This window comes from Pseudomonas sp. LB3P81 (genome assembly GCF_054897965.1).
The window spans coordinates 3,749,324-3,774,005 of sequence record NZ_JBUBVG010000001.1; the positions used below are offsets into that span (position 1 = coordinate 3,749,324).

Sequence of the window (24,682 nt, forward strand, 5' to 3'; positions counted from 1 at the left end):
CGTGAGATAGCCGTCCTCCATGTTTGGTTCCAACGACGACAAGAAAGCCCCAGCTGCGGCTGGCGAGAAGAAAAGCCTGTTCGGATGGCTGCGCAAAAAGCCGCAGGAAACCGTCGTCGAACAGCCACAGCCATTCCCTGAGTCAACACCTGCACCGGTAATAGAAGAACAGCCGGCGCCGATTGTCCTGCCGATTGCCGCGCCGGTGCTGCAACCGGTGGTTGAGGCGGAACCTGAAGTCGTGGCTGAACAACCGCTGGCGCCAGCCGCTGAGCCGTGGCTGACCTTGCCCGTGGCGGAAGAGCCGGTGGCGCTGGTCGAAGACGAGCTGGCGCCGCACGTTACACCGCCGATTCCAGCGCCGACTTCGTTTGCGCCTGAGCCGATTCAGGCTCCGGTGGTTGAGCCGGTTGTTATGGCCGAGCCTGTGCCGGTTGTTCCGGAACCTGTGATTCCTGTATTCGTTGCTCCGGTTGCTCCGGTTGTTCATGCGCCAGAGCCTGCGCCGGTCGTCGCTCCCGTTGCCGCCGCGCCGGTCGTGCCGGTCGTGCCGGTCGTCGCTCCTGTTGCCGCCGCGCCGGTCGTGCCGGTCGTCGCTCCCGTTGCCACTGCGCCGGTCGTGCCGGTCGAAACACCCGCCGAGCCTGCGCGTACCGAAGAATCCAAAGCCGGTTTCTTCGCCCGTCTCAAGCAAGGCCTGTCCAAGACCAGCGCCAGCATTGGCGAAGGCATGGCCAGCCTGTTTCTCGGCAAGAAAATCATTGATGACGAGCTGCTCGAAGACATCGAAACCCGTTTGCTGACGGCCGACGTTGGCGTCGAAGCGACTTCGGTGATCATCCAGCGCCTGACCCAAAAGGTCGCCCGCAAGGAACTGGCCGACGCCGACGCGCTGTACAAGTCCTTGCAGGCTGAACTGGCTGCAATGCTCAAACCCGTCGAGCAGCCGCTGAAAATCACCTCGCAGAACAAGCCGTTCGTGATTCTGGTCGTCGGCGTCAATGGCGCCGGCAAGACCACCACCATCGGTAAACTGGCGAAGAAACTGCAACTCGAAGGCAAGAAAGTCATGCTCGCGGCGGGTGATACCTTCCGTGCCGCAGCGGTCGAGCAATTGCAGGTCTGGGGCGAGCGCAACAAGATTCCGGTGATCGCCCAGCACACCGGCGCCGACTCGGCTTCGGTGATCTTCGACGCCGTGCAGGCCGCCAAGGCGCGTGGCATTGACGTGTTGATCGCTGACACCGCCGGTCGTCTGCACACCAAAGACAATCTGATGGAAGAGTTGAAGAAAGTTCGCCGGGTGATCGGCAAACTCGACGCCGACGCACCGCACGAAGTGCTGTTGGTACTCGATGCCGGCACCGGTCAGAACGCGATCAACCAGGCCAAGCAATTCAACCAGACCGTCGAACTGACCGGTCTGGCGCTGACCAAGCTCGACGGCACCGCCAAGGGCGGGGTGATTTTCGCCCTGGCCAAGCAGTTTGGCCTGCCGATTCGCTACATCGGCGTCGGTGAAGGCATCGATGACTTGCGTACTTTTGAAGCAGAACCCTTTGTCCAGGCATTGTTTGCCGAGCGGGAGCGTTCATGATTCGTTTCGAACAGGTCGGTAAACGCTACCCGAACGGTCACGTCGGCTTGCATGAGCTGAGCTTTCGAGTCCGTCGGGGCGAATTCTTGTTTGTGACCGGCCACTCTGGCGCCGGTAAAAGCACCTTGTTGCGGCTGCTGCTGGCAATGGAGCGTCCAACCACTGGCAAATTGCTGCTGGCCGGCCAGGACCTGGCCACCATCAGCAACGCGCAGATTCCTTTCCTGCGCCGGCAGATCGGTGTGGTGTTCCAGAATCACCAGTTGCTGTTCGATCGCACGGTGTTCAACAACGTCGCGCTGCCGTTGCAGATCCTTGGCCTGTCGAAGGCCGAGATCGTCAAACGCGTGGATTCTGCGCTTGAGCGTGTGGCGCTGTCGGATAAAACCGATCTGTACCCCGGCGACCTGTCCACCGGTCAGCAACAGCGCGTCGGCATTGCCCGCGCCATCGTTCACCGTCCGGCGTTGCTGCTGGCGGACGAGCCGACCGGTAACCTCGACCCGCGTCTTGCGGCCGAGATTATGGGGGTGTTCGAAGACATCAACCGTCTGGGCACCAGCGTGCTGATCGCCAGCCACGACCTGGCCCTGATCGCGCGCATGCGTCATCGCATGCTGACTCTGCAACGCGGCCGACTGATCGGCGACGGGGAGGCTGGGGAATGAGTGCGACACGTAGCCCTAAGGTTTCCGAGCGTGTGGCACCGAAAGCCGCCGATCCGCAACCGCAGAAGAAAAAACACGACGATGATGACGGCCCGGACTTTGCCACGCTGTTTCGCTCCTGGGTTGAAAGCCATCGCGCCAGTCTGCTGGACAGTTTGCGCCGCCTGGGCAAGCAGCCCATCGGCAGTTTCTTCACCTGCATGGTGATGGCGGTAGCCTTGAGCTTGCCGATGGGCCTGTCACTTTTGCTAAGTAATGTTGAGCGCCTTGGCGGCTCTTGGCAGCGTGCGGCGCAGATTTCCCTGTACCTGCAACTCGAGGCCAGCCCGGCTGAAGGCGAGTCGTTGCGTGACCAGATCAAAGGCATTCCAGGCGTAGCTGATGCTGAATATGTCGGCCGCGATCAGGCGCTGGAAGAGTTTCAGCAGCAGTCCGGTCTGGGCGAGGCGCTGAAGGAACTGCCGGAAAACCCGCTGCCAGGCGTGGTGCTGGTGACCCCGAACGAAGTCGACAAGCCCGCGCTTGAAGCATTACGACAAAAACTTTCCGAGCTGCCGAAGGTACAACAGGCACAACTTGATCTAGTCTGGGTTGAGCGTCTGGCAGCCATCCTCAAGCTGGGCGAGCGTTTTGTCTTCGGTCTGACCGTGCTTCTGGTTTCTGCATTACTTTTGGTGATAGGCAATACCATTCGTCTTCATATTGAAAACCGCCGCACAGAGATAGAAGTGATTAAACTCGTCGGCGGCACTGACAGCTATGTGCGCAGGCCCTTTCTTTATATGGGCGCGTTGTATGGCTTCGGTGCGGGGATGCTTTCCTGGGGTGTATTGGCGTTCGGCCTGAACTGGCTGAACGACGCAGTGGTCGGGCTGGCCGGTTTGTACGGCAGTGATTTCGCACTGGCCGGAGTGCCGGTTGCCGACGGTCTGTCGCTCTTGCTTGGCGCGGTGCTGTTGGGGTATATCGGTGCATGGATTGCAGTCGCACGCCACCTGAGGGAGCTTGCGCCTAAGTAGTATCATTTTGCTCGTATTGACCTTTCAGCGTTTATGGGAACTTGTCTTTTGGTTTCCGGTCAATTTTCGCAGTGCTGAACTGCACGAGTTTGTAAGTGGGAGGTTTTTTCGTATGACCAATTCTTTGCAACCTGCATATGCTCTGGTCCCGGGTGCGAACCTGGAGGCCTATGTGCACACCGTCAACAGCATTCCTTTGCTGACGCCGGAGCAGGAGCGTGAACTGGCCGAGAGTCTCTATTATGAGCAGGATTTGGGGGCGGCTCGGCAGATGGTGCTCGCCCACCTGCGTTTTGTCGTACATATCGCCCGTAGCTATTCCGGCTACGGTCTGGCTCAGGCTGACCTGATCCAGGAAGGCAACGTCGGCCTGATGAAGGCTGTGAAGCGCTTTAACCCGGAAATGGGCGTGCGTCTGGTTTCGTTCGCCGTGCACTGGATCAAGGCGGAAATCCACGAGTTCATCCTGCGCAACTGGCGCATCGTGAAAGTCGCGACCACCAAGGCCCAGCGCAAGCTGTTCTTCAACCTGCGCAGCCAGAAGAAACGTCTGGCGTGGCTGAACAACGAGGAAGTCCACCGTGTGGCGGAAAGCCTCGGTGTAGAGCCGCGGGAAGTGCGCGAGATGGAAAGTCGCCTGACCGGCCATGACATGGCCTTCGACCCGGCCGCAGAAGCGGACGACGACAGTGCTTTCCAGTCGCCGGCCAACTATCTGGAAGACCACCGGTACGACCCGGCCCGTCAACTGGAAGATGCCGACTGGAGCGACAACTCCAATCACAACCTGCACGAAGCGCTGGAAGTGCTGGACGACCGCAGCCGTGACATCCTTTATCAGCGCTGGTTGGCTGAAGAGAAAGCCACGCTGCACGACCTGGCGCAAAAGTACAACGTGTCGGCCGAGCGTATTCGTCAGCTCGAGAAGAGCGCGATGAACAAGCTCAAGTTGTCGATCGCCGCCTAATCTGCGCGAAGGCAATAAAAAACGCCCCGATCATTGATCGGGGCGTTTTTGTATGTGCCCGTTTTCCCGCCACACCGCAACTCCCACAGTTGATCTTCGGTGTTACTGGGCCCACGGCGCCCGGCGCGAATCATTGAGCCCCAGCAGATAGCTGTCGCCACCCAACTGGCTCATCTGCTGCCGAATCCAGCCGGCCCGACGTGCAACATAACTCGTCGGGTGGCTCGCGCTCCAAACTCGTGGGTTAGGCAATACGGCCGCCAGATAACTCGCCTGCTGCCGGGACAGCGATTTGGCGCTCACACCAAAGTGATGCCTGGCCGCCGCTTCCGCGCCAAACACTCCGTCATCCCACTCGACGCTGTTCAGGTAAACCTCAAGAATCCGCTGCTTGGGCCAAAGCACCTCGATCAACCCGGTAAACCAGGCTTCCAGGCCTTTGCGCAACCAACTGCGCCCAGACCACAAAAACAGGTTCTTCGAGACTTGCTGGCTCAATGTACTGGCGCCGCGAACCGACCCCCCCAGCTCGTTGTGAGCCAGTGCGGCGCGGATTGCACCGAGGTCAAAACCCCAATGCTCCGGAAATTTCTGATCCTCGCCGGCAATCACCGCGACTTTCAGGTCATCGGAGATTTCATCCCAGGGTTTCCAGGTGCGTTGCAGGTCGATGGGCTCGCCGTCGACCCAGGATTCGACCTTGCGCTCGACCATCAGCGCCGTGCCCGGTGGCGGCACCACGCGAAAAATCAGCACCAGCAATACGCTGCCACCCGCGAACCAGAGCAGGGCCTTCGTGAATCGTCGCAGAAATAAACGCAGCATAGAGATGGCTTGGCCGAACCCGTTGAGCGGGCCATTATACAGACCCTGTTGATCGAGTCTGACTGGAGTTCTTCATGCTGCGTGGCTTTCTGATGCTGGCCGCTTTCTTCGGTTTCACCGGCGTTGCCCTTGGCGCGTTCGCCGCCCATGGCCTGAAAAACCGGCTGACGCCTGAATACCTGGCGATCTTCCACACGGGTGTCACCTACCAATTGGTGCACACCTTGGCATTGCTGGGTGTTGCGCTGCTGGCCACACAGATTCCGGGTCGGCTGATTACTTGGGCCGGCGCCTCGTTTGCCATTGGCATCCTGCTGTTTTCCGGCAGTCTGTACGTGTTGACCCTGACCGGCATCAGCAAGCTCGGGATCATCACACCCTTCGGTGGCTTGGCATTTCTGGTCGGTTGGCTCTGCCTGGGCCTTGCCGCCTGGCGGTTGAGCTGACCCTGTAGGAGCTGCCGCAGGCTGCGATCTTTTGATCTTGCTCTTTTGACTGTCGAAAGATCGCAGCCTGCGGCAGCTCCTACAGGGATCGTGTTTCAAGACGAATGGCTTGGGTCAGCCTGACTGATCGGGCTAGAATGCCAGCCCCTAAAAATGATGGCGGCATTCGGCATGCGCATTCAGTTGAACGGCGAATCCCTTGAACTGCCCGACGGTGAAACCGTTGCGGCCCTGCTGACCCGTCTGGAACTGACCGGACGCCGGGTGGCGGTCGAACTCAATCTGGATATCGTCCCGCGCAGTCAGCATGTCGACACCACGCTGAACGACGGCGATTCCGTCGAAGTGGTGCACGCTATCGGCGGCGGCTAGTCGCCCGGCCCGCAAGGGCACAGAATTCTGCAAGAACCTCACCCCTACAGAGGATTTCCCATGAGCATCGTTCGTAGCGACAAGCCTTTCGTCCTGGCCGGTCGTACTTACCAGTCGCGTTTGCTGGTAGGCACCGGCAAGTACCGCGACATGGAAGAAACCCGCCTGGCCATCGAGGCCTCGGGTGCCGAGATCGTCACTTTCGCCGTGCGCCGTACCAACCTCGGCCAGAATCCGGGCGAACCGAACTTGCTCGAAGTCCTGTCGCCGGACCGCTACACCTTCCTGCCGAACACCGCCGGTTGCTTCGACGCTACCGAGGCTGTGCGCACCTGTCGCCTGGCCCGTGAGCTGCTCGGCGGCCACAACCTGGTGAAGCTGGAAGTGCTGGCGGACCAGAAAACCCTGTTCCCCAACGTGATCGAAACCCTCAAGGCCGCCGAAGTGCTGGTCAAGGAAGGCTTCGACGTGATGGTTTACACCAGCGATGATCCGATCATCGCCCGTCAACTGGCGGAAATCGGCTGCATCGCGGTCATGCCGCTGGCCGGTCTGATCGGCACGGGCCTGGGGATCTGCAACCCGTACAACCTGCAGATCATCCTTGAAGAAGCCAAGATCCCGGTATTGGTGGATGCCGGTGTCGGTACTGCTTCCGACGCCACCATCGCCATGGAACTGGGTTGCGAAGCAGTGCTGATGAACTCGGCCATTGCCCATGCCCAGCAGCCGATCATGATGGCTGAAGCCATGAAACACGCCATCGTTGCGGGCCGCCTGGCCTACCTCGCCGGCCGTATGCCGAAAAAACTCTATGCCAGCGCCTCTTCGCCGCTGGATGGTCTGATCAAGTAAGAGCCATTGATGACTGAATCAAACGACACGCCAATCCAGACGGAAGAAGGCGACGAGCGCCAACACCGCCGCATCAAGAGCTTCGTGATGCGCGCCGGGCGCATGACCGAAGGCCAGCAAAAAGGTCTGGAGCAGGGCACGCCGCTGTTCGTGCTGCCGCTGGCCGATGCACCGGTGGACTTCGACCAAGTGTTCGGTCGCTCGGCACCGCGCTCGCTGGAAATCGGTTTCGGCATGGGCCATTCGTTGCTGGAAATGGCAGCGGCCTCGCCGGAACAGGATTTCATTGGCGTGGAAGTTCACCGTCCGGGTGTTGGCGCGCTGCTCAATGGCGTGCTGACACAGGGTCTGACCAACCTGCGGGTCTACGATTGCGACGCGATCGAAGTGCTCAACCGTTGTGTGGCCGACAACAGCCTCGATCGCCTGATGCTGTTTTTCCCGGACCCGTGGCACAAGAGCCGTCACCACAAGCGCCGTATCGTTCAGGCGTCGTTCGCTGAACTGGTGCGCAGCAAGTTGAAGGTCGGCGGTATTCTGCACATGGCCACCGACTGGGAGCCGTACGCCGAGTACATGCTGGAAGTGATGAACGTTGCGCCGGGTTATCGCAACCTGGCCGAAGACGGCAAGTGCGTTCCGCGCCCGGCCGAGCGCCCGATCACCAAGTTCGAACGCCGTGGCGAACGTCTTGGGCATGGCGTGTGGGACCTGAAGTTCGAGAAACAGTTGTAGGAGCGAGCTTGCTCGCGAGAAACCATAAAATAACGCGGGGCTCCAGATGCCCCGCGTTTTCGTTAACGACCATCGCGAGCAAGCTCGATCCTACAGTGGGGCTTTGGTGTTTTCGGGATCAGCGGCGGTCGGCGACGACGCCAATCAACACCAACACCACCAACAACACCGGCGCCAGGCTGTAGTTGTTGAACTGGCTCAGGCCTTTGATGATCCATGGCGTGGCGTAGATCAGCGCGACGCCGCTGCCGACCATGCACAGCAGGGCCATCAGCGGGACGCGCAAGGCGCCGGCGATGCTGCCCAGGCGTTGGTCGACCCAGCCTTTGATGTCCGCGCCGAACAGCACCAGCAAACAGCCCACCAGCGCCAGAGAGATTTCCGACAGGTTGCTGCGGCTCCAGCGGGAGGCGGTGGCGAGCAGGTCGAATATCAAATCCATTGGTTTTCCCTTAAGGCTGAAATCAGCTCAGAAATTTTTGCAGCAAGTCATTGAGGAACAGTTGCCCGCGCTCGGTGGCCGCCAGACGTGACGGTTCGACCTGCAACAGGCCGCTTTGTTCTGCGTCGAGGCGGCCTTCGGCGAGGCTTTCCAGGCTCAGCCCGGTGCGCTCCGGGTACAGCCGCGATTCCACGCCCTCGGTCAGGCGCAAAGCGTTCATCAGGAATTCGAACGGCAATTCATCATTGGTCAGCGCCTTCTCACCAGCCTTGAAGCTTTTCGCCGGGTTCAGGTAGTCCTTCGGCAGACGCGTCTTCCAGGTGCGCACGATGCGCCCGTCCGGATGGCTGAGCTTTCCATGGGCGCCGGCGCCGATGCCGATGAAGTCGCCAAAACTCCAGTAGTTGAGGTTATGCCGCGCCGGGCGACCGGGCTGGGCATAGGCCGAGACTTCGTATTGCGCGTAACCGTGTTCGGCGAGCAGCGCCTGGCCGGCTTCCTGAATGTCCCACAGCGTGTCGTCTTCCGGCAGCGTCGGCGGCTGGTTCCAGAACACCGTGTTCGGCTCCAGCGTCAGCTGATACCAGGACAAGTGGGTCGGTTTCAGGGCGATGGCCTGGCGCAAATCGCTCAACGCATCGTCCAGCGACTGATCGGGCAAACCATGCATCAGGTCCAGGTTGAAGTTATCGAACCCGGCCTGACGCGCCATGCCGGCGGCGCGCACCGCTTCATCGCCGTTGTGAATCCGCCCCAGCGCCTTGAGTTTCTCTTCCTGAAAGCTCTGGATGCCGATCGACAGCCGATTGATGCCCAATGCGCGGTAAGCGACGAACTTCTCTTGCTCGAACGTCCCCGGGTTGGCTTCCAGGGTGATTTCGATGTCACTGGCAAACGGAATGCGCTGCTCTACGCCCTTGAGCAAACGGCCCAAGGCTTCGGCGCTGAACAGGCTCGGCGTGCCGCCACCAAAGAAAATCGAACTCAACTCACGACCGTAGACCGCATGCAGGTCCTGATCGAGATCGGCCAGCAAGGCGTCGACGTACTCCTGCTCCGGCAGCACTGGGCTGGCAGTGTGGGAGTTGAAGTCGCAATAAGGGCATTTGCGCACACACCACGGGATGTGGATGTACAGCGCCAGGGGCGGCAGCGTTGGCAGCGCGGCCCGAGGCGATTGTGCGGCACCGCCGAAGATCAGCGGCGACGCGGATGATTCACGGGTCATTTCAAGCCCAGACGCTGGCGCAGCAGATCCATTGCACGGGCGCGGTGGCTGATGAGGTTCTTGTCGCTCGGGCTCAGCTCGGCGCTGGAGCAATCGCGCTCCGGCACCCAGAACAGCGGGTCATAGCCAAAACCTTGCTCGCCGCTGGCTTGGGTGAGGATGCGACCGTGCCACAAGCCTTCGCAGAGGATCGGCAGCGGATCATCAGCATGACGCACCAGCGCTAGCACGCAGACGAACTGCGCGCCGCGCTCGGCTTCCGGCACGTCTTTCAAGGCATCGAGCAGTTTGGCGTTGTTCGCCGCATCGCCCTGGCCATCGGCATAACGAGCAGAGTAGATCCCCGGTGCACCGCCCAGGAAATCCACTGCCAGCCCGGAATCGTCGGCCAGCGCCGGCAGACCGGAAATGCGCGCGGCATTGCGGGCCTTGAGGATGGCGTTCTCGACGAACGACAGGCCGGTTTCTTCAGGCTCGATGCTGCTGAACTCGCCGATCGAGCGCAGTTGCACCGAGTCGCCGAGCATGGCCTGGAGTTCCTTGAGTTTGCCGGCGTTGTGGCTGGCCAGTACGAGTTGCGTGAAGTTCATCATTCGCCGGGGAAAAGCTCTTGGTTGAAATTGATGGTGTTGATTTTGTCACCGTTCTGCACCTTGATCTCGAAGGTACGGATTTCCTGCTGATCGACCGGGTATTGCGCGATGTAGTAGATCGCGCCTTGTTCGGTGATCTGTTTGAATTTCAACGGCACACTTTGGCTGGTCAGGTCTTTGACCGTTCCACTGACTTGAGCCATCAGCGGTTTGCCTTCCTTGATCACCGAAACGTTGATCACGCCTTGATTCTTGCTGCGGGTGAGTTCCGCGGCTTTGGCGATGTCCGGTGTCAGAAAAGTGGAGTTGAAGGTGTTGTAATGCACCGTCACATCGCCGAATTTTTCCTGACGGTCACCTTTGATGGCATCGGCGGCCATGGCGGTGACGCTCAGGCAGGCGGTGAGTAAAAACAGCGCTAGACGACCCATGATCGTTCTCCTTGGAATATCGTGGTTCAGACCGCGACCTTGTGGTCTTGCAGGCCCGGGCTGCTGACGCGGTAGATACCGATCTCACCTAACAGATTAGGCCATAGCTTACTGGCCCACCCGTGCCGATGCTGTTGATCCACGGCAAGCCGATCAATGACCTTCGCTTCACGTTCGCGGCAAAGTGCTTCAAAGTCTTCGAAGGTGCAGAAGTGGATGTTCGGCGTGTTGTACCAGGTGTACGGCAGAAACTCGGACACCGGCATCCGGCCCTTGCTCGCCAGGTACCAGCGGCAGCGCCAGTGACCGAAGTTGGGGAAGGTGATGATGCATTGGCGACCGACCCGCAGCATTTCGTCGAGGATCTTGTCCGGGTAGTGCACGGCTTGCAGCGCCTGGGTCATGACCACGATGTCGAAACTGTTGCTGGCAAAGTTGCCAAGGCCCTTGTCCAGATCCTGCTCGATGACGTTGATGCCCTTGGCCACGCACTCGGCGATGTTGTCCGGGTCGTTTTCCAGGCCGTAACCGGTGACTTGCTTGTTGTCCCGCAGCCACGTCAGCAGCTCGCCGTCACCGCAACCGAGGTCGAGCACGCGGCTGCCGGCGGGGATCCATTCCTGGATGATTTCCAGATCAGCTCTCATGGCTTTCTCGCTTTCTCACAACTTTATGCGGTTCATGTAATTGCTGAACGCCTGCAAGTAGCGCGGGATCGGAATCAGGAAGGCGTCGTGGCCTTGCGGAGCGTCGATCTCGAGGTAGCAGACGTCTTTCTTGGCCGTCATCAGCGCGTCCACCAGTTCCCGCGAGCGGGCAGGGGAGAAGCGCCAGTCGGTGGTGAAGGACATCACGCAGAACTTGGCCGAGGCGCCGGCGAAGGTTTTCGCCAGGTCATCGTCGAAGTTCGCCGCCGGGTCGAAGTAATCCAGTGCCTTGGTCATCAGCAGATAGGTATTGGCGTCGAAACGCCCGGAGAACTCTTCGCCCTGATAACGCAGGTAGCTTTCAACCTGGAACTCGACGCTGTGGAAGTCGTAGTTGAGCTTCTCGCTCTTGAGGCCACGGCCGAATTTCTCACCCATGGAATCGTCGGACAGGTAAGTGATGTGCCCGACCATCCGCGCCAGCATCAAGCCGCGCTTGGGGATCACGCCCGCTTCCTGGAACGAACCGCCGTGGAATTCGGGGTCGGTGAGGATCGCCTGACGCGCCACTTCGTTGAAGGCGATGTTTTGTGCCGACAGCTTGGGGGCCGAGGCGATGGCCAGGCAGTGACGAATGCGATCGGGGTACGTAATGCTCCACTGCATCGCCTGCATGCCGCCGAGGCTGCCGCCAATCACCGCTGCCCATTGGCTGATGCCGATCCGGTCGGCCAGGCGTGCCTGGCTGTGCACCCAGTCTTCCACGGTCAGCACCGGGAAATCGGCACCGAACGGCTTGCCGGTTTCCGGGTTGACGCTGCTCGGGCCGGTGGAGCCGTTGCAACCGCCGAGGTTGTTCAGGCTGACCACGAAGAACTTGTTCGTGTCGATCGGCTTGCCGGGGCCGATGCAGCTGTCCCACCAACCGGGTTTGCGGTCGTCGGGGCTGTGGAAGCCGGCAGCGTGATGGTGACCGGACAAGGCGTGGCAGATCAGCACGGCATTGCTCGCCGTGGCGTTCAGCGTGCCGTAGGTTTCGTAAATGAGGTCGTACGCTGGGAGCGAACGGCCGCAGGCCAGGGCCAGGGGTTCGCTGAAGTGCGCCACTTGCGGCGTCACCAGACCAACAGAATCGGCGGGAAAGGCAGTTGGCATCGACCCTGCTCTCGTTGAAATGAGGCGTAAGTCTAAAGACCGGTGGGGTTAGCGGCAAGCAAAGGCCGGGCCTGATTTCATTCAGTCAGACCGAGGTGCGGCATTCGCGAGCAAGCCCGCTCCCACAGGATTGATGTGATCCTGTGGGAGCGGGCTTGCTCGCGAAGAACGATGACGCGGTTAGCCTGCCGATCAGATCAGCAGGCGCAGGATTTCCGGCATCATCGTCATCGCGGCGAGGTTGTTGATCACCAGCATGTCGATCAGCTTCAGCGCCATGAACGCGAGGATCGGCGAGATATCGAGGCCGCCCATGCTTGGCAGGATCTTGCGGAACGGCGCCAGGGCCGGCTCGCAGATCTGGTTCACCAGTTCGGCGCCCGGGTTATGGCTGCCCGGGGCGATCCAGGACAGGATCACGCTGATGATCAGCGCGAAGAAGAAAATCTTCATGAACAGCGCGGTCACGCCGATCAGCGACCAGATCAGCAATTGCAGCGGGTTGCCGGTGGTGCCGTAGGTCAGCAGCAGGGTGAGGGCCATCAACGCCAGTTGCACGAAAATCGCCAGCACCAGCGAGGACATGTCCAGGCCGAACATGCTCGGGATGACCCGGCGCAGCGGCTTGAGCAGCGGCTGAGTGGCTTTGACGGCGAACTGGCACAGCGGGTTGTAGAAGTTCGCGCGCACCAATTGCAGCACGAAGCGCAGCAGCACGATCAGCAGGTACAGGCTGCCGAGGGTTTGCAGCACGTAAACCGCTGCAGTGTTCAATCCAATCATGTAAGGCTCCTTATTGACCCAGTTGTTCGGCCATCTCGGCCGAGCGGTGCGCAGCGGCGCCAAGTGCTTTTTCTACCAAGGCTTCGAAGCCACCAGCCTGGAACGATTTGATTGCAGCTTCTGTGGTGCCCGCAGGCGAAGTCACGCGGCGACGCAGCTCAGCGGCGTCGACATCGCTGGAAACCGCCATGTGCGCGGCGCCCAATGCGGTTTGCAGGGTCAACTGGGCGGCGATGTCTGCCGGCAGGCCGAGCTTCACGCCTGCGGCGGTCATGGCTTCGATCAGCAGGAAGAAGTACGCAGGGCCCGAGCCGGAAACGGCGGTGACTGCGTCCAGTTGCTGTTCTTCGTTCAACCACAGGGCGATGCCGACGGCCGACAGCAGATCTTCAGCCTGTTGGCGTTGCTCTGCGGTCACCTCGGCGGTGGCGAACAAACCGCTCACACCCTGACGCAGCAGCGCCGGGGTGTTGGGCATGCAGCGTACGATCGGCTGGGCGCCGAGCCAGTTGTTCATGCTGGCGCAGGTGATGCCAGCGGCGATCGACACCACCAGTTGATTCGGTTGCAAGCTTGGGCGAATCGCTTCGCACACGGCTTTCATCGCCTGGGGTTTGACCGCCAGCACGACGACGTCCGCGCCTTGAATGGCCTCGGCGTTGTCGGCAAATACTTCGATGCCGTGTTCAGCGTTCACTTTGGCGCGGGTTTCAACGCCCGGATCACTGGCGCGGATCTGCGCGGCGTCCAGACCTTTGGCGCGCAGGCCGCCGATCAGGCTGGCGGCCATGTTGCCGGCACCGATAAAGGCAATACGAGTCTTGCTCATGTCAGGTCCTTATAAAGAGAGGTGTCAGCCATTATTCAAGGCTGGGCATAGTCGCGAGCGCCAAACAGGGCCGTACCGATACGGACCCAGGTAGCGCCTTGGGCGATGGCCGACTCAAGGTCATGGCTCATACCCATGGAAAGTGTGTCGAGCGGCAGGTTCAGGCTGGCTTGCAGGTTTTGCACGGCAGCAAAAGCGGCATCCTGGGCGGCGCGATCTTCAGTCGGCTCGGGGATCGCCATCAGCCCGCGCAGCTTCAGGCGCGGTAGCTCGCTGATGGCGTGGGCCAGGGCGGGCAGGTCGGCCGGGGTGCAGCCAGATTTGCTGGCTTCACCGCTGACGTTGACCTGGATGCAGATGTTCAGTGGCGGCAGATCGGCAGGACGTTGTTCGGACAGGCGTTGTGCGATTTTCAAGCGATCCACGGAATGCACCCAGGCGAAGTGCTCGGCGATAGCGCGAGTCTTGTTCGATTGAATGGGGCCGATGAAGTGCCAGATCAAGGGCAGGTCGGCCAATTCGAGCTGTTTGCCCAGGGCTTCCTGCAGGTAATTCTCGCCAAAGTCGCGTAGACCGGCGGCGTGGGCTTCACGCACGGCGTCGGCGGGCTTGGTCTTGCTAACGGCCAATAGCTGGACGCTGTGTTCGTCGCGGTGGGCGGCAAGGGCGGCAGCCCGGATGCGTGAACTAACCAGTGCAAAGTTGTCTGCTATCGTGGACATTCAAGAGGCGCCAGCGGGTCTGAGGTTGGCGGCATTCTACTGGAATTGAGGAGTGCTATGGATATCACTGAACTGCTGGCGTTCAGCGCCAAACAAGGAGCGTCCGACCTGCACCTGTCGGCAGGCCTGCCACCGATGATTCGCGTTGATGGCGATGTGCGGCGCATCAACCTGCCGGCTCTGGACCACAAGGAGGTGCATGAGCTGATCTACGACATCATGAACGACCTCCAGCGGGTGGACTTCGAGAAGCATCTTGAAACCGACTTTTCCTTCGAAGTACCCGGTGTGGCGCGTTTTCGGGTTAACGCCTTCAACCAGAATCGAGGTGCAGGCGCCGTATTCCGGACCATTCCGTCCAAGGTCCTGAGCATGGATGACCTGGACATGGGGGAAGTGTTTCGCAAGATTACCGAAGCGCCCCGAGGCCTGGTGCTGGTGACCGGCCCGACCGGTTCCGGCAAGTCCACCACCCTGGCGGCGATGATCGATCACCTGAACAGCCATCGCCATCACCACATTCTTACCATCGAAGACCCGATCGAATTCGTTCACGAATCGCGCAAATGCCTGATCAATCAGCGCGAAGTCCATCGCGATACCCGCAGTTTCGCCACCGCCTTGCGCTCGGCCCTGCGGGAGGACCCGGATGTGATTCTGGTGGGCGAGATGCGGGATCTGGAGACCATTCGTCTGGCGCTGACCGCTGCCGAGACCGGTCACCTGGTGTTCGGCACGCTGCACACCACGTCGGCGGCAAAAACCATCGACCGGGTCGTGGATGTGTTTCCGGGGGATGAGAAGTCGATGGTGCGTTCGATGCTGTCCGAGTCGCTGCTGGCGGTGGTGTCGCAGACGCTGGTGAAGAAGATCGGCGGTGGGCGCATTGCAGCGCACGAGATCATGTTGGGGACGTCGGCGATCCGTAACCTGATCCGCGAAGACAAGGTCGCGCAGATGTATTCGTCGATACAGACCGGCGGGAATCTGGGGATGCAGACGCTGGATATGTGCTTGAAGGATTTGGTGACCAAAGGCTTGATCACCCGCGAGCATGCGCGGGAGAAGGCGCGGTCGCCGGATAACTTCTGAAGGTTGGAATGCTGGACTGTGGCGAGGGAGCTTGCTCCCGCTGGAGTGCGCAGCGCTCCCGGTTTTTTAGGGCCGCTTCGCAGCCCAGCGGGAGCAAGCTCCCTCGCCACAAGTACCCGCCTTCAGGAGGGCCGTGTCGGATTAGCGCTGAACAACCTGCAAGGTGTCCTTCTCTTTCGGCATAACCCGCTTGGCAACCACGTAGTGGCTTTCCCAGTACGGTTTCTTCAAGGTGTCGATGGTCACCGACTTGCCACGGCGTGGGGCGTGGATAAAGCGGTCGTTGCCCAGGTAGATGGCAACGTGATTGACCCGGCGGCTCTTGATGTTGAAGAAAATCAGGTCGCCCGGCTTCAGATCCTTGCGATCGACTTTCTCGCCATGACCGCTTGCCATGGCATTCGAGGTGCGCGGCAGGTCGAACGTGGCGTCGTTGAACGCGTATTTCACCAGGCCACTGCAATCAAACCCTTTACTTGGGCTGCTGCCGCCCCAACGGTAAGGTGTACCGAGGACGTTGACGGCGCGGCTCAGCACGTTGCTGCTTTCCTTGGTCGCCATCGGCGGGACAAGCTTGCTGTTGGCTTTGCTCAGCGAAGTCGATTGCTTGGCGATTTGCTCGTTTTTGCTCGAGGGAGCATAAACATGGGATTTCGGGGTGTAACCATTAACGTTAGGAAGACGTTGCTCACGATTGGTGGCGTGGGCGGCCAGTGGCATCAAAAGGCAAATGGTTAGCCATGTCTTGAAAAATGGACGCATTAGGCAAGGCTCATATAGGTTAGCGCGAAACTTTATAACAGCTTTTTTTGTCATTCCGAGTCCGTTGGTCGATTCCATCTGGCGGCCAACGGAACCAAATGCGCGGCAAATAGACGCAATTGTCGGACAGAAGTCAGGTGCTATAAGGGTTTGACGGAAGACACGGTAGCATTTGCCATACGTCGGCTGCCTGTAAAAAAGTCACAAAGAATTCAAGAATATTTATCTATCGTGTGATTCGAGGTCCTTCATGAACACCTATCAACACCCCGTTCCACGTCAAGATACCCACAGCAAAGTGATCGGTTACCTGCTGTGGATTTTCGGTTTTACCGGGGCTCACCGCTTTTATTACGGCAAACCGGTGACCGGGACGATCTGGTTTTTCACCTTCGGTTTGCTGGGTATCGGCTGGCTGATCGACGTGTTTCTGATCCCGGCCATGGACCGTGAAGCGGACCTGCGTTTTACCGCCGGGCCTATCGAATACAACGTTGCGTGGATTCTGCTGACGTTTCTCGGGGTCTTCGGCGTACACCGGATGTATCAGGGGAAGTGGATCAGCGGCTTGCTGTACCTGGTGACGGGTGGGTTGTTCTTTCTGGGGGTTTTGTATGACTTTTGGACGCTGAATGACCAGGTTTCTGTGCGTAATGCGCAGAATCGCGGCACCTTCCAGTAAGTTGTGGCGAGGGAGCTTGCTCCCGCTGGGTCGCGAAGCGACCCCAAAACAGGTCTGCTGCGCAGCCCAGCGGGAGCAAGCTCCCTCGCCACAGTTTTACGCCTGGTGGCAAATCCGCCCATCCACCAAGGTGTAACGCACCACACCCGGCAGGCTATGCCCAATGAACGGGCAATTCTCACCCTTGGACAGCCACGTCTCACCGGCCACAGTCGAAGCCGCCGGGTCGAACAGCACGATATCCGCCGCCCCACCCACCGCCAGTTTCCCCGCCGGTAAGCGCAAGGCTTCGGCAGGTCCGGCGCTCAGGCGTGCCAGCAGCGTCGGCAGATCCAGCAAACCATCCTCCACCAGTGTCATCGCCAACGGCAACAGCAGTTCGACACTGCTGATCCCCGGCTCAGTCGCACCGAACGGCGCGAGTTTGGCATCCCGCTCGTGTGGCTGGTGATGACTGGAGATGGCCGAAACCACACCCGACTTCACCGCATCACGCAGGCCATCTCGGTCGACGTGAGTACGCAGCGGTGGCTGCACGTGATAGAGGCTGCTGAAATCGATCAGCGCTTCATCGGTCAGGATCAACTGGTACAGGGCGACATCAGCCGTCACCGGCAATCCACGGGCCTGAGCCTGAGCAATCAGGGCCACGCCGCGAGCGCTGGTGAGCTGACTGAAGTGCGCGCGCACGCCGCTTTGCTCGACCAGCAACAGATCCCGCGCCAGAGCCACGGTCTCAGCGGTTTCCGGAATGCCCGGTAAACCGAGAAAACTGGCGGTCGGGCCTTCATGCGCCAAACCACCTTCGGCCAGATCATGGTCCTGGGAGTTGAAAATCACCGTCAGGTCGAAGGTCGCCGCGTACTCCAGCGCACGGCACAGCGTGCGGGTGTTGCGGAAGCTTTCCAGACCGTTGCCGAAGGCCACGCAACCGGCATCGCGCAAGGCAACGAGCTCTGCCAGTTGCTCACCGTCCAGACCTTTGCTCAGCGCGCCGATCGGGAAAACCTTGGTGTTGCCGGCCTCGCGGGCGCGGTCGAGGATCAGTTCGGCCACGGCCGAGGTGTCCAGTACCGGTTTGGTTTTTGGCGGGCAGCACAGGCTGGTCACGCCACCGGCAGCGGCAGCGCGGGTTTCGCTGACTATCGAGCCTTTGCGGCTGTAACCCGGCTCGCGCAGGGCGACGTTCAGGTCAACCAGGCCAGGGGCGGCCACCAGGCCTTGGGCTTCAATGGTGTCGACAGCGACGAAACCGGCCGGGGCGGCGCCAAGGGCGACGATCTTGCAGGCTTCGATGTGGATGTCAGTCACTTGATCCAGGCCGCTGGCTGGATCGATCACGCGGGCGCCGAGAATGCTGAGCTTCACTGGGCGTTCTCCTGCTCGAATTGGCGCTGGGCAGTTTGCCCGCTCATGGCCATGGACAACACAGCCATACGAATTGCGATGCCGTAGGTCACTTGGTTGAGGATCACCGAGTGCGGGCCGTCGGCCACTGCCGACTCGATTTCCACGCCACGGTTGATCGGGCCAGGGTGCATGACGATGCAATCCGGTTTGGCGCCGGCCAGGCGCGCGGTGGTCAGGCCGAACAGGCGGTAGAACTCGCCTTCGCTCGGCAGCAGGCCGCCGGTCATGCGTTCACGTTGCAGGCGCAACATGATCACCACGTCGACGTCTTTCAGGCCTTCGGTCATGTCGGTGTAGACCTTCACGCCGTATTGCTCGATGCCGATCGGCAGCAGGGTTTTCGGTGCGATGACGCGGATGTCCGGGCAGCCGAGGGTCTTCAGTGCCAGCATGTTCGAGCGCGCAACCCGCGAGTGCAGGATGTCGCCGACGATGGCCACGGAAAGGTTTTCGAAGCCGCCCTTGTGTCGACGGATCGTCAGCATGTCGAGCATGCCTTGGGTCGGGTGGGCGTGACGGCCGTCGCCGCCGTTGATGATCGCCACTTGCGGGCACACGTGTTCGGCGATGAAGTGCGCGGCGCCGGAATCACCGTGACGCACGACGAACATGTCGGCGGCCATCGCTTCCAGGTTGCGCAGGGTGTCGAGCAGGGTTTCACCCTTGCTCGCCGACGAGGTGGACACGTTCAGGGTGATCACGTCTGCTGACAGCCGCTGGGCCGCCAGTTCGAAGGTGGTGCGGGTGCGGGTGGAGTTTTCGAAGAACACGTTGCACACGGTCTTGCCGCGCAGCAACGGGACTTTCTTCACTGCCCGGGCGCCGACTTCGAGGAACGAGTCGGCGGTGTCGAGGATTTCCGTCAGCAGCTCGCGGCGCAAACCGTCGAGTGAGAGGAAGTGGCGCAGCTGGCCCTGATCATTGAGTTGCAGCGGGCGCTTGGTTTCTAGAGGCGTCATCGCGAGGGGGACTCTCAATAGGGCGAATTAAAGGGCGAGGTCTTGCAGTTCGAGCTTGAGCTCCGGGCCGGACAGCTTCACGCGCTCATGGGCCGCCAGCGACAGGGTCGCGCCAACCACATTCGGGCGGATCGGCAGTTCGCCGGCGTCCAGGTCCAGCAGGCACACCAGCGTTACGCTGGCCGGGCGGCCGTAGTCGAAGAGTTCGTTCATGGCGGCGCGGATGGTGCGGCCGCTCATCAGCACGTCGTCGATCAGCACCAGGTCCTGGCCTTCGATTTCGAACGGCAGGGCGGATGGGCGCACTTGCGGGTGCAGGCCGCTCTGGCTGAAATCGTCGCGGTAGAAGGACACGTCCAGCGTGCCGAGCGGCGAATGGCTACCCAGCTCCTCAAGCAACGCCTGGGCGACCCAGACGCCACCGGTACGAATACCGATGTAACGCGGTTCGCTGATGCCACGGTGTTCCAGATGTGCCTTGAGACGGATCGCCATCTGGCTGATCAGTTCGGCGGGATTGGGCAGGCTCATGGTTGCTCCTTCTTGGGCCCGAGCCGGGTGGTGCTGGGTGAGGCTCGGGTTGTAGCTAAGAGAGACGTTGTGACGACTCTTCAGGATTCGAACAGTGCGGTGTTTTCGTCGAGCCAGCCTTGCAGCAGCAGGGCGGCGGCGATAGCGTCGACCGGGTTATCGCGGTAACTGCCCTTTTGCCCGCCACGATCACGCCGTTCGCCCTTGGCTTCGAAGGTGGTCAGGCGTTCATCGTGGGTATAGAAGGGCAGGTTGTAGCGACCGTTGAGGCGGCGGGCGAACTTCTCGGCCCGCAGGCACATGTCGCTGGGCGTGCCGTCCATGTTCAACGGCAGGCCGACGACGACAGCGTCGGGTTTCCACTCTTTAATCAGCGCTTCGACCTGATTCCAGTCGGGAACACCGTTTTGCGCCTTCAAGGTGCACAGCTCGCGGGCCTGGCCGGTAATCACCTGGCCGACCGCCACGCCGATCTGTTTGGTGCCGTAATCGAAGCCCAGGATCAGACGCAGGGCCATCAGGCGTGCCCTGCCTGACTGGTGAGCAGGCTGAGGTTGACGCCGAGGTGTTTGGCCGCCGCTTCGAGACGCTGTTCGCTGCTGGTGTTGAACAGGATGTCGGCGTCGAACGGGCAGGTGAGCCAGGCGTTCTGCGCCAGTTCGGCCTCAAGCTGCCCGGCTTCCCAGCCGGCATAACCCAGGGTGATCACACTCTTGGTCGGACCGACGCCATCGGCGATGGCAAACAGCACATCCTGGGACGTGGACAGGGACAGGTCACCTTCCAGATCAACGGTCGCCTGAAACTTCTTGCCCGACGGGTGCAGGACGAAACCGCGATCGGTCTGCACCGGGCCACCGATGAAAATCGGCACATGCTGGCAGAGGATCGGCGGTTCGATATCGGGGCGCAATTGCTCGAGGATATCGGCCAGGTTCAGGTCTTGCGGACGGTTGACCACCAGCCCCATGGCACCATTGGCCGTGTGCTCGACGATGTAGGTCAAGGTGTGCGCAAAGTTCGGGTCGGCCATGTGAGGCATGGCGATCAGGAAGTGATGCTTGAGGTAGCTGGGGCTGACGTTCTTCATGAGCGCTAGTGTGGCGTTGGAGGGGCGAACTGACAAGCTGGGGCAGTCAAAAGATCGCAGCCTTCGGCAGCTCCTACAGAGGGACGCATTCCATGTAGGAGCTGCCGAAGGCTGCGATCTTTTGTTTTTGGGAGTCAATTGCTGGAAAGGCGATCCCCGCGCGCAAACTTCCACGTCCGAATGATTTCCAGACGGTCGATATCCGACAAATCCCCGGTAAACGGTGAAAACGGCGCCGCCAGCCGCACAATCCGCTGCGCCGCCTGATCAAGCAGCGGTTGCCCGGACGACTCCAGTACCAGCACTTCATACAGCGAACCATCGCGGTTGATCGAGACCATCAACCGCAAGTTGCCGTAAATCTGTTGGCGCCGCGCTTCGTCGGGGTAATTGAGGTTGCCGATGCGCTCGACCTTCTTGCGCCATTCGTCCTTGTACCAGGCGCCTTTGTCGCGCATGGTCGAGGCAGCGCTCAGTCGGTGGATACGCGGGCGCTTGGCGTACAGCTGTTGTTCGTTGGCCAGTTCCGCTTCCAGGCTGGCGATGTCGCTGGACAGCTGTTCACTGTCGAACGTCGGCGCGGCGACGGCGGGTTTGGTGGCGGGTTTGGGTTCTTCGGTCTTGGCCACGGCTTTTTTCGGTTTCGGAGCGACGGTGGTCACGGCAGCTTTGGGCGCTGCTTCCTGCACTTCCGGCTTGGCGGCCGGCGGAGGCGTGACTTTCTGCACCTTGTTGTCCTGGAACGGCGCGACCTCGGTGGTTTTGGGGATCGCCTTTTTATCCAGGGTGCCGCTGCCTTCCTGATTTTCCTGGGCGAGGAAATCAGCCTTAGCCGGCTTCTTTTCGCTTTTGAAGGTGGCGAGGGTGATTTCCAGGGTTTTGCTGATTTGCTTGGGTTCAACCATCGTGAACCCAACGCCCAACAGCAAGGCCAGGTGAATCAGCGCCGCGAGAAACAGGGTAAATCCGAGGCGATCGGCCGGGCGCACGCCACGGTGGGCGAGTTCTGCGGGCAGATCGGACGGGAGGGTCATGACAAGAAAACCAACATCGCGTTTTTCACAGGCCGCGCATGATAACGCAATGTTGGTTTCATCTTGGGTGTTCTATATCAACGGGCCTTGAGCTTCTGATCGATGGCATCCATCAGCATCCCGCCGATGTCCGTGCCGAACGCATTATCAATCTCGCGAATGCAAGTCGGGCTGGTGACGTTGATTTCCGTCAGGTGCTCACCAATTACGTCCAGACCCACAAACAGCAGGCCTTTCTCGCGCAGGGTCGGGCCGACTTGCGCGGCGATCCAGCGGTCTTTCTCAGTCAGCGGACGGGCTTCGCCACGACCACCGGCCGCGAGGTTGCCACGGGTTTCGCCAGCGGCGGGAATACGCGCCAGGCAGTAATCCACCGGCTCGCCGTCGATCATCAGGATGCGTTTGTCGCCATCGACGATGGCCGGCAGATAACCCTGGATCATGATCTGCTGCTTGCCGTGCAAGGTCAGGGTTTCGAGGATCACCGACAGATTCGGGTGGCCGACGGTGTGACGGAAGATCGACGAACCGCCCATGCCGTCCAGTGGCTTGAGGATCACGTCGCCGTGATGATCGGCGAACTCGCGCAGCACGTCCGGGCGACGGCTGACGATGGTCGGCGGCGTGCACTGCGGGAACAGCGTGGCGAACAGTTTCTCGTTGCAGTCACGCAGGCTTTGCGGTTTGTTGACCACCAGTACGCCGGCGCGCTCGGCTTGTTCGAGCAGGTAAGTGGAGTAAACGAACTCCATGTCGAACGGCGGATCCTTGCGCATCAGGATCACGTCCAGATCGCTCAGCAGCGCGTCGGTCTCGGCTTCCAGTTCGAACCATTTTTCCGGGTTGGCGAAGACTTTCAGCGGCCGCATCCGCGCCCGCGCTTCACCTTCGGCCTGGTACAGATCGCCCTGTTCCATATAGAACAGTTCCCAGCCGCGCTTCTGTGCGGCCAGCAGCATGGCCAGCGAGCTATCCTTTTTATAGGAGATGCTGGCGATAGGGTCCATGACAATCCCGACGCGAACGCTCATGGGTTTTTCCTCGAATGTGGGGGGGCGATCTTTGTAGGAGCGAGCTTGCTCGCGATGAGCCTGAGAGCACCGCGCTTGTTCAGCCAGCACGCGTCATCGTTAGCGACCATCGCGAGCAAGCTCGCTCCTACAAAAGGGCTGTATAAAAGTGGCGTCAGAGTGGCGCCGAGTGTGTTCCCGGTCAAGGAAAAACCACCGCGCCAGTCCCCCGATAGATTGCATTTGGAGACTGTGCTAAAAAGGCTGCCATGTCATGCTGGCCCTTGAGCATCAAGGGTTTCGAGCCTCCGGTTATCGGAAACGGACAATTTGATTCGCAAAGGCGACGGTGGAGCATTTATGGACCAGCATTCCAGCGCCTTGAAGGTCATGGTGATCGACGATTCGAAGACGATTCGCCGCACCGCCGAAACGCTGCTGAAAAACGTGGGGTGTGAGGTCATCACGGCCATCGACGGTTTCGATGCCCTGGCCAAGATTGCCGACAATCATCCCGGCATCATCTTTGTCGACATCATGATGCCGCGTCTGGATGGCTATCAGACCTGTGCCTTGATCAAGAACAACAGTGCGTTCAAGTCCACGCCAGTGATCATGCTGTCGTCCAAGGACGGGTTGTTCGACAAGGCCAAGGGTCGCATCGTCGGCTCCGACCAGTTTTTGACCAAGCCTTTCAGCAAGGAAGAACTGCTGAACGCGATCCAGGCCCATGTACCGGGCTTCGCCGCTGTTTTGCCGCAGTAGGACACGCACAGTGACGCTCGGCCAGCGGGCCCGGCGTCGACAAGAAGAATGGGGAAAACCATGGCACGTATTCTGATCGTCGATGATTCGCCGACCGAAATGTACAAACTGACCGGCATGCTGGAAAAGCACGGTCATGAAGTATTGAAAGCCGAAAACGGCGCCGACGGCGTGGCGCTCGCCCGTCAGGAAAAACCCGACGCCGTGCTGATGGACATCGTCATGCCCGGCCTCAACGGTTTCCAGGCAACCCGTCAGCTAACCAAAGACCCGGAAACCGGGCATATCCCGGTGATCATCATCACCACCAAGGATCAGGAAACCGACAAGGTCTGGGGCACGCGCCAGGGCGCCAAGGATTACCTGACCAAGCCGGTCGACGAAGAGACCCTGATCAAGACCCTGAACAACGTGCTGGCCGGTTGATCGTCAGGCCATGACCGAGTCGCTGACGGCTTTTGAACTGCTGCTGCAGATCGACCAGCGCTGTCGTCTGCTGGCGGCGGATCTGCCGTCGCAGCCGACCCGGCAGGATAGCTGGAGCGGCATCGGTTTTCGCCTGGGCGAGCACTGGTATGTCGCACCCATGGGCGAGGTCAGCGAAGTCCTGCACGAACCACGGTTCACGCAACTGCCGGGGGTCAAACCCTGGGTCAAGGGCGTGGCCAACCTGCGCGGGCGCTTGCTGCCAATGATGGATTTGTGTGCCTTCTTTTCAGATAAAGAGCTCGGCCATGAGTTGTCGGCCGTGCGCAAACAGCGGCGGGTGCTGGTGGTGGAGCATAAGGACGTGTTTGCCGGGTTGATGGTCGATGAAGTTTTCGGCCTTCAGCACTTTGCTCAGGACAGTCTGGAACCGGTAGAGGCGTTGAATGGCCCGATTGCACCGTTCATCAAAGGCCGGTTTCAGCGCGAGCAAAATTGGCAGGTGTTCAGCCCGTTCGCGTTGGCGCAGTCTCAAGGATTCATGAACGTAGCGCTGTAAACACCGACCCTTTGTAGGAGCGAGCTTGCTCGCGATGGACTCAAGAGC

The 24,682-nt window shown here is 60.4% G+C and carries 31 protein-coding genes; 13 read left to right on the forward strand and 18 right to left on the reverse strand.

The genetic code is table 11. From position 1 onward, the window contains the following. Nucleotides 1–19: 19 nt before the first annotated feature. From ftsY to rpoH, 4 genes are all read left to right on the forward strand, one after another. Nucleotides 20–1,597, forward strand: a complete 1,578-nt coding sequence (ftsY, locus tag ACYZTL_RS17290; RefSeq protein ID WP_461952805.1) for a signal recognition particle-docking protein FtsY — start codon at nt 20–22, stop codon at nt 1,595–1,597. Beyond that, complete coding sequence (ftsE, locus tag ACYZTL_RS17295) at nt 1,594–2,265, forward strand: cell division ATP-binding protein FtsE (protein WP_461952806.1); 672 nt, start codon at nt 1,594–1,596, stop codon at nt 2,263–2,265. Before ftsY ends, ftsE begins: the two co-directional genes overlap by 4 nt. Then, nucleotides 2,262–3,284 (forward strand): permease-like cell division protein FtsX, encoded by a 1,023-nt coding sequence (gene ftsX, locus ACYZTL_RS17300; RefSeq protein WP_461952807.1) that lies wholly within the window; start codon nt 2,262–2,264, stop codon nt 3,282–3,284. The genes ftsE and ftsX overlap by 4 nt, the downstream gene beginning before the upstream one ends. 112 nt (nt 3,285–3,396) lie before the next feature. Next, complete coding sequence (gene rpoH, locus ACYZTL_RS17305; RefSeq protein WP_007897890.1) at nt 3,397–4,251, forward strand: RNA polymerase sigma factor RpoH; 855 nt, start codon at nt 3,397–3,399, stop codon at nt 4,249–4,251. Between the two features lie 102 nt (nt 4,252–4,353). On the opposite strand, the gene mtgA is transcribed toward rpoH, so the two are convergent. Further along, a complete protein-coding gene (gene mtgA / locus ACYZTL_RS17310) occupies nt 4,354–5,076 on the reverse strand; it encodes a monofunctional biosynthetic peptidoglycan transglycosylase (RefSeq protein ID WP_461952808.1) in 723 nt (240 codons plus the stop codon). A gap of 74 nt (nt 5,077–5,150) precedes the next feature. On the opposite strand from mtgA, the gene ACYZTL_RS17315 reads away from it, so the two are divergent. The 4 genes from ACYZTL_RS17315 to trmB all read left to right on the forward strand — a co-directional run bounded on the left by ACYZTL_RS17315 (nt 5,151) and on the right by trmB (nt 7,484). Beyond that, nucleotides 5,151–5,522: a DUF423 domain-containing protein gene (locus ACYZTL_RS17315; RefSeq protein ID WP_461952809.1), complete on the forward strand. Its 372-nt coding sequence runs from the start codon at nt 5,151–5,153 to the stop codon at nt 5,520–5,522. A 171-nt stretch (nt 5,523–5,693) separates the two neighbouring features. Further along, complete coding sequence (gene thiS / locus ACYZTL_RS17320; protein WP_461952810.1) at nt 5,694–5,894, forward strand: sulfur carrier protein ThiS; 201 nt, start codon at nt 5,694–5,696, stop codon at nt 5,892–5,894. A gap of 60 nt (nt 5,895–5,954) precedes the next feature. After that, nucleotides 5,955–6,749 (forward strand): thiazole synthase, encoded by a 795-nt coding sequence (locus tag ACYZTL_RS17325; RefSeq protein ID WP_007897902.1) that lies wholly within the window; start codon nt 5,955–5,957, stop codon nt 6,747–6,749. Between the two features lie 9 nt (nt 6,750–6,758). Then, nucleotides 6,759–7,484 carry a tRNA (guanosine(46)-N7)-methyltransferase TrmB gene (trmB, locus tag ACYZTL_RS17330; RefSeq protein ID WP_461952811.1) on the forward strand — a complete coding sequence of 242 codons (726 nt, stop codon included), beginning with the start codon at nt 6,759–6,761 and terminating at the stop codon, nt 7,482–7,484. A 118-nt stretch (nt 7,485–7,602) separates the two neighbouring features. On the opposite strand, the gene ACYZTL_RS17335 is transcribed toward trmB, so the two are convergent. The 9 genes from ACYZTL_RS17335 to ACYZTL_RS17375 form a co-directional block, all read right to left on the reverse strand. After that, on the reverse strand, nt 7,603–7,926 hold the full coding sequence (locus ACYZTL_RS17335; RefSeq protein ID WP_461952812.1) for a DUF3392 domain-containing protein: 324 nt from the start codon (nt 7,924–7,926) through the stop codon (nt 7,603–7,605). A 22-nt stretch (nt 7,927–7,948) separates the two neighbouring features. Further along, nucleotides 7,949–9,154, reverse strand: coding sequence for a radical SAM family heme chaperone HemW (hemW, locus tag ACYZTL_RS17340; RefSeq protein WP_461952813.1), 1,206 nt, complete (start codon nt 9,152–9,154; stop codon nt 7,949–7,951). Beyond that, nucleotides 9,151–9,747 (reverse strand): RdgB/HAM1 family non-canonical purine NTP pyrophosphatase, encoded by a 597-nt coding sequence (gene rdgB / locus ACYZTL_RS17345; RefSeq protein WP_461952814.1) that lies wholly within the window; start codon nt 9,745–9,747, stop codon nt 9,151–9,153. The genes hemW and rdgB overlap by 4 nt, the downstream gene beginning before the upstream one ends. Further along, nucleotides 9,744–10,178, reverse strand: a complete 435-nt coding sequence (locus tag ACYZTL_RS17350) for a DUF4426 domain-containing protein (RefSeq protein WP_461952815.1) — start codon at nt 10,176–10,178, stop codon at nt 9,744–9,746. The genes rdgB and ACYZTL_RS17350 overlap by 4 nt, the downstream gene beginning before the upstream one ends. Before the next feature lie 26 nt (nt 10,179–10,204). Further along, entirely contained in the window at nt 10,205–10,825 is a 621-nt protein-coding gene (gene metW, locus ACYZTL_RS17355) for a methionine biosynthesis protein MetW (protein ID WP_027926558.1), read from the reverse strand. A 15-nt stretch (nt 10,826–10,840) separates the two neighbouring features. Beyond that, nucleotides 10,841–11,980, reverse strand: a complete 1,140-nt coding sequence (gene metX, locus ACYZTL_RS17360; protein ID WP_461952816.1) for a homoserine O-succinyltransferase MetX — start codon at nt 11,978–11,980, stop codon at nt 10,841–10,843. Between the two features lie 192 nt (nt 11,981–12,172). Continuing rightward, a complete protein-coding gene (locus ACYZTL_RS17365) occupies nt 12,173–12,763 on the reverse strand; it encodes a YggT family protein (protein ID WP_461952817.1) in 591 nt (196 codons plus the stop codon). 10 nt (nt 12,764–12,773) lie between these two features. Continuing rightward, nucleotides 12,774–13,592, reverse strand: coding sequence for a pyrroline-5-carboxylate reductase (gene proC, locus ACYZTL_RS17370; protein WP_461952818.1), 819 nt, complete (start codon nt 13,590–13,592; stop codon nt 12,774–12,776). A 35-nt stretch (nt 13,593–13,627) separates the two neighbouring features. After that, entirely contained in the window at nt 13,628–14,314 is a 687-nt protein-coding gene (locus tag ACYZTL_RS17375) for a YggS family pyridoxal phosphate-dependent enzyme (RefSeq protein WP_461952819.1), read from the reverse strand. A gap of 57 nt (nt 14,315–14,371) precedes the next feature. On the opposite strand from ACYZTL_RS17375, the gene ACYZTL_RS17380 reads away from it, so the two are divergent. Further along, nucleotides 14,372–15,406, forward strand: coding sequence for a type IV pilus twitching motility protein PilT (locus ACYZTL_RS17380; protein ID WP_461952820.1), 1,035 nt, complete (start codon nt 14,372–14,374; stop codon nt 15,404–15,406). 141 nt (nt 15,407–15,547) lie between these two features. On the opposite strand, the gene ACYZTL_RS17385 is transcribed toward ACYZTL_RS17380, so the two are convergent. Continuing rightward, nucleotides 15,548–16,168, reverse strand: coding sequence for a C40 family peptidase (locus ACYZTL_RS17385; protein ID WP_461952821.1), 621 nt, complete (start codon nt 16,166–16,168; stop codon nt 15,548–15,550). A gap of 250 nt (nt 16,169–16,418) precedes the next feature. Between ACYZTL_RS17385 and ACYZTL_RS17390 the strand changes: the two genes are divergently transcribed. Continuing rightward, complete coding sequence (locus ACYZTL_RS17390) at nt 16,419–16,850, forward strand: NINE protein (protein WP_461952822.1); 432 nt, start codon at nt 16,419–16,421, stop codon at nt 16,848–16,850. Nucleotides 16,851–16,946: 96 nt separating this feature from the next. On the opposite strand, the gene ACYZTL_RS17395 is transcribed toward ACYZTL_RS17390, so the two are convergent. From ACYZTL_RS17395 to gshB, 7 genes are all read right to left on the reverse strand, one after another. Next, a complete protein-coding gene (locus tag ACYZTL_RS17395; RefSeq protein ID WP_461952823.1) occupies nt 16,947–18,218 on the reverse strand; it encodes a dihydroorotase in 1,272 nt (423 codons plus the stop codon). Then, nucleotides 18,215–19,219 (reverse strand): aspartate carbamoyltransferase catalytic subunit, encoded by a 1,005-nt coding sequence (locus ACYZTL_RS17400; RefSeq protein ID WP_007897943.1) that lies wholly within the window; start codon nt 19,217–19,219, stop codon nt 18,215–18,217. Before ACYZTL_RS17400 ends, ACYZTL_RS17395 begins: the two co-directional genes overlap by 4 nt. A gap of 27 nt (nt 19,220–19,246) precedes the next feature. Continuing rightward, complete coding sequence (gene pyrR, locus ACYZTL_RS17405) at nt 19,247–19,750, reverse strand: bifunctional pyr operon transcriptional regulator/uracil phosphoribosyltransferase PyrR (RefSeq protein WP_461952824.1); 504 nt, start codon at nt 19,748–19,750, stop codon at nt 19,247–19,249. A gap of 80 nt (nt 19,751–19,830) precedes the next feature. Further along, nucleotides 19,831–20,268 carry a Holliday junction resolvase RuvX gene (ruvX, locus tag ACYZTL_RS17410; protein WP_003195067.1) on the reverse strand — a complete coding sequence of 146 codons (438 nt, stop codon included), beginning with the start codon at nt 20,266–20,268 and terminating at the stop codon, nt 19,831–19,833. Continuing rightward, on the reverse strand, nt 20,268–20,840 hold the full coding sequence (locus tag ACYZTL_RS17415; RefSeq protein ID WP_461952825.1) for a YqgE/AlgH family protein: 573 nt from the start codon (nt 20,838–20,840) through the stop codon (nt 20,268–20,270). Before ACYZTL_RS17415 ends, ruvX begins: the two co-directional genes overlap by 1 nt. Before the next feature lie 134 nt (nt 20,841–20,974). Then, the gene (locus ACYZTL_RS17420; RefSeq protein ID WP_461952826.1) at nt 20,975–21,874 is read right to left on the reverse strand and encodes an energy transducer TonB; all 900 of its coding nucleotides are present in this window, start codon (nt 21,872–21,874) and stop codon (nt 20,975–20,977) included. Between the two features lie 77 nt (nt 21,875–21,951). Next, on the reverse strand, nt 21,952–22,905 hold the full coding sequence (gshB, locus tag ACYZTL_RS17425) for a glutathione synthase (protein ID WP_461952827.1): 954 nt from the start codon (nt 22,903–22,905) through the stop codon (nt 21,952–21,954). Between the two features lie 339 nt (nt 22,906–23,244). Between gshB and pilG the strand changes: the two genes are divergently transcribed. From pilG to ACYZTL_RS17440, 3 genes are read left to right on the forward strand one after another with little or no spacing between them, the layout of a single operon-like run. After that, a complete protein-coding gene (gene pilG, locus ACYZTL_RS17430) occupies nt 23,245–23,649 on the forward strand; it encodes a twitching motility response regulator PilG (RefSeq protein WP_027926573.1) in 405 nt (134 codons plus the stop codon). A 60-nt stretch (nt 23,650–23,709) separates the two neighbouring features. Further along, nucleotides 23,710–24,075, forward strand: coding sequence for a twitching motility response regulator PilH (gene pilH, locus ACYZTL_RS17435; RefSeq protein WP_008068134.1), 366 nt, complete (start codon nt 23,710–23,712; stop codon nt 24,073–24,075). Nucleotides 24,076–24,085: 10 nt separating this feature from the next. Next, nucleotides 24,086–24,634, forward strand: coding sequence for a chemotaxis protein CheW (locus ACYZTL_RS17440; protein WP_461952828.1), 549 nt, complete (start codon nt 24,086–24,088; stop codon nt 24,632–24,634). The last annotated feature ends 48 nt before the right edge of the window (nt 24,635–24,682 follow it).

Excerpts from the sequence above, each read along its gene's own strand:
- ftsE (WP_461952806.1), top strand. The coding sequence starts at position 1,594 with ATGATTCGTTTCGAACAGGTCGGTAAACGCTACCCGAACGGTCACGTC.
- ftsY (WP_461952805.1), top strand. The coding sequence starts at position 20 with ATGTTTGGTTCCAACGACGACAAGAAAGCCCCAGCTGCGGCTGGCGAG.
- trmB (WP_461952811.1), top strand. The coding sequence starts at position 6,759 with ATGACTGAATCAAACGACACGCCAATCCAGACGGAAGAAGGCGACGAG.
- ACYZTL_RS17325 (WP_007897902.1), top strand. The coding sequence starts at position 5,955 with ATGAGCATCGTTCGTAGCGACAAGCCTTTCGTCCTGGCCGGTCGTACT.
- ACYZTL_RS17415 (WP_461952825.1), bottom strand. The coding sequence starts at position 20,840 with ATGAAGAACGTCAGCCCCAGCTACCTCAAGCATCACTTCCTGATCGCC.
- ACYZTL_RS17400 (WP_007897943.1), bottom strand. The coding sequence starts at position 19,219 with ATGACGCCTCTAGAAACCAAGCGCCCGCTGCAACTCAATGATCAGGGC.
- ACYZTL_RS17315 (WP_461952809.1), top strand. The coding sequence starts at position 5,151 with ATGCTGCGTGGCTTTCTGATGCTGGCCGCTTTCTTCGGTTTCACCGGC.
- pilG (WP_027926573.1), top strand. The coding sequence starts at position 23,245 with ATGGACCAGCATTCCAGCGCCTTGAAGGTCATGGTGATCGACGATTCG.
- hemW (WP_461952813.1), bottom strand. The coding sequence starts at position 9,154 with ATGACCCGTGAATCATCCGCGTCGCCGCTGATCTTCGGCGGTGCCGCA.
- ACYZTL_RS17385 (WP_461952821.1), bottom strand. The coding sequence starts at position 16,168 with ATGCGTCCATTTTTCAAGACATGGCTAACCATTTGCCTTTTGATGCCA.
- thiS (WP_461952810.1), top strand. The coding sequence starts at position 5,694 with ATGCGCATTCAGTTGAACGGCGAATCCCTTGAACTGCCCGACGGTGAA.
- proC (WP_461952818.1), bottom strand. The coding sequence starts at position 13,592 with ATGAGCAAGACTCGTATTGCCTTTATCGGTGCCGGCAACATGGCCGCC.
- ACYZTL_RS17350 (WP_461952815.1), bottom strand. The coding sequence starts at position 10,178 with ATGGGTCGTCTAGCGCTGTTTTTACTCACCGCCTGCCTGAGCGTCACC.
- pilH (WP_008068134.1), top strand. The coding sequence starts at position 23,710 with ATGGCACGTATTCTGATCGTCGATGATTCGCCGACCGAAATGTACAAA.
- ftsX (WP_461952807.1), top strand. The coding sequence starts at position 2,262 with ATGAGTGCGACACGTAGCCCTAAGGTTTCCGAGCGTGTGGCACCGAAA.
- metW (WP_027926558.1), bottom strand. The coding sequence starts at position 10,825 with ATGAGAGCTGATCTGGAAATCATCCAGGAATGGATCCCCGCCGGCAGC.
- ACYZTL_RS17420 (WP_461952826.1), bottom strand. The coding sequence starts at position 21,874 with ATGACCCTCCCGTCCGATCTGCCCGCAGAACTCGCCCACCGTGGCGTG.
- ruvX (WP_003195067.1), bottom strand. The coding sequence starts at position 20,268 with ATGGCCCTGCGTCTGATCCTGGGCTTCGATTACGGCACCAAACAGATC.
- ACYZTL_RS17375 (WP_461952819.1), bottom strand. The coding sequence starts at position 14,314 with ATGTCCACGATAGCAGACAACTTTGCACTGGTTAGTTCACGCATCCGG.
- ACYZTL_RS17365 (WP_461952817.1), bottom strand. The coding sequence starts at position 12,763 with ATGATTGGATTGAACACTGCAGCGGTTTACGTGCTGCAAACCCTCGGC.
- mtgA (WP_461952808.1), bottom strand. The coding sequence starts at position 5,076 with ATGCTGCGTTTATTTCTGCGACGATTCACGAAGGCCCTGCTCTGGTTC.
- metX (WP_461952816.1), bottom strand. The coding sequence starts at position 11,980 with ATGCCAACTGCCTTTCCCGCCGATTCTGTTGGTCTGGTGACGCCGCAA.
- rpoH (WP_007897890.1), top strand. The coding sequence starts at position 3,397 with ATGACCAATTCTTTGCAACCTGCATATGCTCTGGTCCCGGGTGCGAAC.
- rdgB (WP_461952814.1), bottom strand. The coding sequence starts at position 9,747 with ATGATGAACTTCACGCAACTCGTACTGGCCAGCCACAACGCCGGCAAA.
- ACYZTL_RS17335 (WP_461952812.1), bottom strand. The coding sequence starts at position 7,926 with ATGGATTTGATATTCGACCTGCTCGCCACCGCCTCCCGCTGGAGCCGC.
- gshB (WP_461952827.1), bottom strand. The coding sequence starts at position 22,905 with ATGAGCGTTCGCGTCGGGATTGTCATGGACCCTATCGCCAGCATCTCC.
- ACYZTL_RS17380 (WP_461952820.1), top strand. The coding sequence starts at position 14,372 with ATGGATATCACTGAACTGCTGGCGTTCAGCGCCAAACAAGGAGCGTCC.
- ACYZTL_RS17440 (WP_461952828.1), top strand. The coding sequence starts at position 24,086 with ATGACCGAGTCGCTGACGGCTTTTGAACTGCTGCTGCAGATCGACCAG.
- ACYZTL_RS17390 (WP_461952822.1), top strand. The coding sequence starts at position 16,419 with ATGAACACCTATCAACACCCCGTTCCACGTCAAGATACCCACAGCAAA.
- pyrR (WP_461952824.1), bottom strand. The coding sequence starts at position 19,750 with ATGAGCCTGCCCAATCCCGCCGAACTGATCAGCCAGATGGCGATCCGT.